General features: G+C 33.0%; 3 protein-coding genes. All 3 read right to left on the reverse strand.

Features of this window, described 5'->3' with window-relative positions; genetic code table 11:
- Positions 1–889 precede the first annotated feature (889 nt).
- Genes VGE71_RS06750 through VGE71_RS06760 form a run of 3 tightly spaced genes read right to left on the reverse strand, consistent with a single transcriptional unit; the run spans position 890 to position 6,681 of the window.
- On the reverse strand, positions 890–1,693 hold the full coding sequence (locus VGE71_RS06750; RefSeq protein ID WP_331137641.1) for a hypothetical protein: 804 nt from the start codon (positions 1,691–1,693) through the stop codon (positions 890–892).
- A gap of 31 nt (positions 1,694–1,724) precedes the next feature.
- Positions 1,725–3,434: a RagB/SusD family nutrient uptake outer membrane protein gene (locus tag VGE71_RS06755; RefSeq protein WP_144215552.1), complete on the reverse strand. Its 1,710-nt coding sequence runs from the start codon at positions 3,432–3,434 to the stop codon at positions 1,725–1,727.
- Between the two features lie 16 nt (positions 3,435–3,450).
- Complete coding sequence (locus VGE71_RS06760) at positions 3,451–6,681, reverse strand: TonB-dependent receptor (RefSeq protein ID WP_331137642.1); 3,231 nt, start codon at positions 6,679–6,681, stop codon at positions 3,451–3,453.
- Positions 6,682–6,919: the final 238 nt, after the last annotated feature.

The following is a 6,919-nucleotide window of genomic DNA, read 5'->3' on the forward strand; positions in this document are numbered from 1 at the left end:
ACATATAGCAAATTTGGTAAAATAGTCTTGAAAACATTCAAAACTATAACGTGATAGTAGTGCATTTTTCCATACAATGCTTTATTTTACAAATATTTACATATAAAAAACGAAGGAAAATTTATTGAAAGATCTACATCGAGAATATGATATTTTTAGTCTGCTTTTTTTACATTATTACCAAAAAATTTAACAGAAGAAAAATCTTATTTTTATTAATAAAATGAGTTTTTACTCACAAAACAACTTATCAAAAGGTAAAGAATAGAGCATTATTTCATCTAAAAATTGTCAAAAAAAGTACACTTTTAAAAAATATCCCTTAGAAAAAGTAACATTTCATTTTGAAGAGAATTTTGTGGTGAAAAAGGAATTAAAATTCTAATAGAAATAATGATATTTAAAGATAAATTTCCAAGAAAAAATAAGACTTCGAGAAAAAAGAAGTATTATAACATTAAAAGCATTCATAACTAAATAAATCAAGGCATTTATTGGAGTGGAGTTTGATAATAAAACTCAAACTGTTCTTTCTTATGATTAAAACTAAATATCCAATAAAAATAGGCTCAAACGAAGTAAAATAAAGCTAAAATGATGCAAAAATGCCTCAAAAAGAAGCTAAAAACATTGTAAAGAAGATCTAAATACTTTAGAAATTTCTCTACGCAAAAAAAGGCTGTCATAAGGCTATATAATTGATATAAATACAAAAATAATAGCCCATAATCGAAATTATGGGCTACCCAGGCAATAAACTTAACTTAAACTAACCATAGTAGTTTAAACTTTATACTATTTTACTCTGTTATGAAGTAAAATAAAATGTTGGAGAAATCGAAAAAGGAATTTTTCAATCTTCCTTTTTCGAAATAACTAACACAAAATATTATTCAGGTTTAAAAATAAATGTCCAACCTGTTTTATTAGCATCATTATTACTTAAATGAAGAACTAGTCTACTTTCAGTAAGCTCAATAACTTCATATATACCATCTGCATTACCTGCTTCATATCCTAACATTTTAGAATTGGAAATGGTTAGTAGCTTATTCTTAATATCTAGCTTAAAAGTACCTTTTGTAGGCGTAGCTGTTTTTGTGGCATAATGATTATAGTTTGCTGCTCCGTTAAGATCAAAATGCATTTTTCCATTAACATCAACAGGCACTTTATCTCCAGAACCACCAGCATTCCACCAAGCTACATCCCATTTATCTTTACCTCCATTGGCAATGTCTGGAGACATATACCACCAAAGTCTGCCATCTCCTCCAACACCATCAAAGACCCATGTTTTACCAGCAGATGTGTTCTCACTTACTAAATCGTACCAATCTTGATCTAAACGTGTATCAATCCTGTCGACCTGAACATCAATAGTCTTTGTAAAAAACGTAGCTCCTAAAGTTCCAACAAAAGTAAAAGTTGATTTACCTGGAATTGGATAAACAATAGTTGCCTCATTCGTTAGTGCTTTGTCTAAACCATAGTCCCAATAACCAGTAACTCCAGGTGTATTCATACTAAGCGTAATTTTATTACCCCCAGGAGGAGATTGAGTAGCTACTAATTCTACTCCAGCAATATCGGTTGAATCTACTAAATGTTGTTCATCTACAATTGGATCACATGCCGAAAAAATCAGCATAAAGACAGCAATTAGTAAATATTTTATATTATGAATTTTCATCTTTCTAAATTATTAATAGTTATTAAAAATATTACCAACCTGGATTTTGATTGTAAACTCCATTTAATAGTCTAATTTCGGTTTCAGGAATCGGAACTAAACCTTTAGTTTCAGATCTGTATTTTACACTATAATTAGCAGTAACTCCAGAGTTTCTTACTTGAATTACATCATTAAAAGCAGTATCAACATCTCCCCAGCGAACAAGATCAAACCAGTGTAATCCTTCGAAAGCTAACTCGTACAAACGCTCTTTTTTAATATTATCAAGAGAATATCCAACTGGCCCTAGTTTTGCTCTAAGTCTTACTGCATTCATACCGTCTGGCGTTTTAGTAATTTCAGAATGCATTAATAATACATCTGCAAAACGCATGAAAATAAAATCTTGAGCATGCATTAACTGCATATCTGTAATTTTCCAATCATACATCTGAACAAACATTCCTACATTTGACCCTTTACCATTATCGTGCTGTAATGAAACATATTTTTTATTAAAATATCCTGTTTCATGATCTCCTTTATCTGGGGCATAACCACCTGTTCCTTGATCTGCTTTACCTACTTCAAGTATAGACCCTCTCTTTCTTGGATCGGCATCATCCCATCCTGTAAATAATTTTGGATTTACAGTACACCATCCCCAACCTTCTCCAAAAGGTGCTAATGAATTACCACGCAATGAATTAAACAGAGCAAGTCTATTAGTGTAACTCTGACCATTTGTCCAATCCCAGTTACCAAAAGAATATCTTTGCATAAACATCGTTTCAAAGTTTCCTGTTCCAAAAGTTGGTGTAGCACCATCTTGACCTACCCATGACAAACCTTCTGCAGCAGCCCAAGGCAATACATTGTCATTTTTTGCACTTTTATTTACATAAGAATATGGCCAAAGATTTCTAAAATCAGATGCTAGCTTATAACCACTATTATTAATGCAATCATCTAAATAAGCTCCAACTTGTGTTGCTGTTAAAGCACCGCCTTCAACAAGAGGCAAATCTGTCGTTGCTTGCTTTTCGATGTTGCTCATGTAACCTGTATAAAATAAAAACACACGTCCCATATATGCTTCAGCAACCCATTTATTAGCATGACCGTATCTTGCAGTCGGAATACTTGTAAACGGTGTGGAAGGCATAGTTTCGATAGCTAGTTTTAAATCAGATGCAATTTGTGCGAATGTCTCACTATAAGTTGATCTAGCAACTAATCTATCTCCATCATATTTTATAACCAATGGCACTCCTCCAAAGAATTTTGCTAATCTGAAATAAAAGAAAGCTCTCATAAACAAAGCTTCTCCAAGAGCTTGCTTTTTAAACTCATCTGCTTGTTGGGGTGTATCAAAATACTTAGAAAAATCTGCATCTGGAACTTTTTCGATAATGGCATTTGCTCTCGAAATTCCATTATATGATTGTCTCCACATATCACGATAGGTATCTTCAGCAGGATCTTCAAAATTGTCTACCCATTTTGCAGATTTATCATCAGGACCTCCACCGCCAAACATCATATTATCCATCAAGTTCGCAGCTACTTGTTCTTCACTATGAACATTCGCTGTATAGATAGCATTGTAAATACCTGCCATTGCTTCGTTTATATCAGTAGGAGATTTATAAAAACTTTCTAAACTCTTTTCTGAAAGATTTTCCGTATCCAGCTCATCGTTACAACTATAGGCTGCAAAAATTACCGAAATTGCTATTATATATCTTAATTTTTTCATTGTCAATGTTTTAATATTAGAAATCTGCACTTAATCCAAACATTACTGTTCTAGATTGTGGATATAAACCTAAATCTACTCCCGAAGCCCATGAATAGTTTGTATTATCTCCTCCCCAACGCACTTCTGGATCCATACCATCATACTTCGTAAATGTGTATAAGTTATTTACAGCAACGTAGAATTTAAGATTTGAAATAAATTTAACATCTTTCAATAATTCATTAAAATTGTAACCTACTGTTAAATTGTTAATTCTTAAATAATCAGCATTGTGCATGTAGATGTCAGAAATATAATTTGTATTCCTATTTGATACAGAACTTAAACGAGGCATTTTGTTTGAAGTTCCCTCTCCGTGCCAACGATCAAATACATCTGAAGTATAGTTTTGTTTTGGACTATCAGCAAATGATCTGTACGATTGCATTACCTGCATACCGTATTTCCCTGCCATTGTAGTGTTCAAATAAACATTTTTGTACTCGAAATTTAATTGAATACCTAATTGGAAGTTCGCATTTGGATCTCCAAGAATTACTTTATCTTTTTCATCAATAACACCATCGTTATTTTGATCAACAAAACGAACATCTCCAGGACGTTGGTCACTAAAATATGGCTGACCTGTAGGTCCTACATAAGCATCTACTTCTTGTTGATTCTGTAAAATTCCAGCTGTTTTAAAACCATAGAAAGATCCAATTGGATAACCTACTTGCGCTCTAGAAATTTCTGATGTTCCTTGTGATAAAACGTGAGGCAAACCATTAATTATACCATTTCCGTTATCAATCTTTGTAACTACATTTTTGTTGAAAGCACCACTTACAGTTACACCATATTTAAAATCTCCAGCTTTATCTTTCCAAGACAAAGAAAATTCAAAACCTTTGTTCTCAATATCTCCTCCATTTTTGTAAGGATCATCGGCACCAGCAGTTCCTGGTAATTGCGCTTTAACAAGCCAGTCTCTAGTTGTTTTCTTATACCAGTCAAATGTTAACCCTAATCTTGAATTGAAGAAAGTCGCATCTAACCCTAAATCTAATTGCTCAGATGTTTCCCAGCTAACAGTCGGATTAGGTACTGATGCAGGATATGCAGTCTGACCAGAAACTGGTTTAGTATCTCCAAAAAAGTAACCAGGGAAAGCATATTTAATACTAGATGTATAATAAAAAGCATAATCTGTATATTGGTTACCATTTTGTCCCCAGCTTGCTCTCAACTTTAAGAAATCAAGGTATTTTGAAGTACCCGCCATAAAATCTTCTTTGGTAATAACCCATCCAGCAGCAACTGACGGAAAGTTCCCATACTGATAGTCTTTGGCAAAATTAGAAGATCCGTCACGACGTATAACAGCAGAAAGAAGGTATTTTTCTTTATAATCGTACTGCGCACGTGCAAAATATGACATAATTGCGCCTCCACCAGCAGCTTTATCAAAACCAGTGGTATTAATATCTGCTATAGAACCTGGGCTTTTAGTATTGTCTAAATAAGCATATTTTGGATCATTAGGAAACGACAAACCGTTTCTTGAGCCATAAATATTATTTTCAACAATTCTTTGCCATAGCTCTGTACCAATTACAGCGTTTATATTGTGATTCCCAATTTGTTTTTGATAGGCAAGAGTATTCGTCCAAGTTGAGTTTGCACCAAAATACTGAGATTGTGTTGCACCATCAACTGCATCATCATAAAGTACTCCTAAATGATATGTTGGGTTCATTGTTCTGTTATAACCAAACCACGAATCAATTCCGTAAACCGTCTTAAATCTTAAATTAGAAATTGGTTCAATCTCTAAAAATACATTTCCAATAATTTTATGATCTTTTGGGTAATTGTAATTACTTCTGTAATACATTACCGCCAAAGGATTTGTCTGGTTTGTATTTAAACCGTCTAATGTAGGAGTAAATCCGTATTCGTTAATATTTCTATCAATTGATGTTTGCCAATAAGCTGGTTGCAATGGGTTTTGAGTCAAAGCATTATGCAAATCATTTCCATAAATATTTCCGTTAGAAACATCTCTTTTTTGGATATTTGTATAAGTAAGATTCTCTCCAATAGTAATGATATTATGGCTTTCGTTCTTTTTCAAAACCATTTGTGTATTCAATCTTGTTGTTAATCTTTTGAATCCAGCATCTACAATATTACCACCTAATATACCATCTTGGTCAAAGTAAGAAACTCCTAATGAATAGGTAATATCTTCACTTCCACCAGTAATATTAATAGAGTGATTTACTATAGGAGCATTTTTTTTAGACATTTCATTTATCCAATTAGTTCCTGTCCAGCCATTTTGCAGCTTATTCCAGATTTCTTCTCCAAGCTGTGTTCCAGCTCCTGGATAATTTCTTTCTAACCAATCATTACTAGTCAACATTGCTTTCCAATTGTTTGGAGCAAGTCCATCGTTAACCCTTCCCTCATCTTGAATATACATATATTCTTGCGCATTTAATGGATCCAGATTTTTGTAGATGTTTTGAATTCCGAAATAAGAATCATAAGAAATTCTTGCGGGTCTTCCTTTACGTCCTTTAACAGTGGTTACCAAAACAACTCCATTTGCAGCTCTGGAACCATAAATCGCGGCAGATGCAGCATCCTTCAAAACGTCAATAGATTCAATATCTGAAGGGCTCAGATAATCGATATCTCCTACAGCAACACCATCCACTATATACAATGGATTTGAAGATCCAATGGTACCAATACCACGAATAACTACTTTTGTACCAGCTCCCGGCGCACCATTATTTCGTGTAATACTAATACCTGGCGCAATACCTTGAAGTGCTTCCATTGCAGAACCTGTATTTAATTCTTGAAGTGTTTCTCCTTTTAAGTTTGTAGAAGCACCAGTAATCAAAGCTTTCTTTTGTGTACCATATCCGATAACAACGACTTCATTTAAATTTTGAGACACTGCCTTAAGAGAAATAGAATGTGTGGTTTTTCCTCCTACTGCCTCATTTAAAGTTTCAAAACCAACGAAACTAATTACTAAAGTTCCATTTGATGGAGCACTAATCTGAAACTTTCCATCAAAGTCAGAGGCTGTAGCTTTATTAGTCCCTTTTACTAAAATTGTTGCCCCTGGGACGGGCAATCCACTTTCGTCACTAATGGTTCCATTTACCGTAATATCCTGAGCGAATACAGTAACAGAAAACAGTAAAGACGAAATACAAAAAACAAGTAATTTTGTCAATTTCATTTTTCTAAAAATTTTGGTTAATTAATTAGTAATTCAATGCAATTATAATGTTAAATTTCAATAAGAAAGAATTAAAATTCCTTACAAAAACACTTCAAACTAAATTCTAATACACTACAAAAACACAACATTTTTTTCTTAATAACCTAATTTACTGATATTTAAAATTGACAAAAAATTGTTATAAAAATGTTAATTAAAAAAAACGTATATTACATTGGTTTATCAACAACTATAA

This window comes from Flavobacterium sp. (assembly GCF_036405015.1).
Taxonomy (GTDB): Bacteria; Bacteroidota; Bacteroidia; order Flavobacteriales; family Flavobacteriaceae; genus Flavobacterium.

What these genes read in the sequence shown, in the direction of transcription:
- VGE71_RS06750 (WP_331137641.1), bottom strand. Translation starts at nt 1,693, where the DNA reads ATGAAAATTCATAATATAAAATATTTACTAATTGCTGTCTTTATGCTG.
- VGE71_RS06755 (WP_144215552.1), bottom strand. Translation starts at nt 3,434, where the DNA reads ATGAAAAAATTAAGATATATAATAGCAATTTCGGTAATTTTTGCAGCC.
- VGE71_RS06760 (WP_331137642.1), bottom strand. Translation starts at nt 6,681, where the DNA reads ATGAAATTGACAAAATTACTTGTTTTTTGTATTTCGTCTTTACTGTTT.